Raw genomic sequence first — 316 nt, 5'->3', positions numbered from 1 at the left:
AGCACTTCGTGGTGTTGCAACGCGCTGACAAGGACTGGGCCTATATCGGCGACCCCGTGCTGGGCAACAAGCGTTACGCCAAGGACGATTTCGTCAAGGGTTGGAACGGCATCGTGTTCGCCGTCATCGGTGAGGGCTATGACAAGGCCAACGCCCTGCTCACCCCGCCCACCCCACTGACCGCCAAGAACCAACTGAACGAGTTCAGCCCGGTACGCGACAGTGAACTGATGGACTTCGGTTTTATCCAGAGCGACTTCTTTTAGAGGCGCAATAAGGAGCAGGACGCTCCAGGAGCACACGATGAACACTTTCC

Annotated in this window: 1 protein-coding gene; it reads left to right on the top strand. The window is 57.6% G+C overall.

The window, feature by feature from the left end; all coding sequences use genetic code 11:
- Positions 1 to 266, top strand: a 266-nt coding sequence (locus KZZ07_RS26780) for a cysteine peptidase family C39 domain-containing protein (protein WP_219519981.1), incomplete at its 5' end; no start/stop codon positions are given.
- Between the last annotated feature and the right edge of the window lie 50 nt (positions 267 to 316).

The organism is Mameliella sp. CS4, from assembly GCF_019392335.1.
GTDB lineage: Bacteria > Pseudomonadota > Alphaproteobacteria > Rhodobacterales > Rhodobacteraceae > Antarctobacter.
Note: the sequence above shows the minus strand (reverse complement) of the source record. Positions and strands in the feature narration are given on the sequence as shown.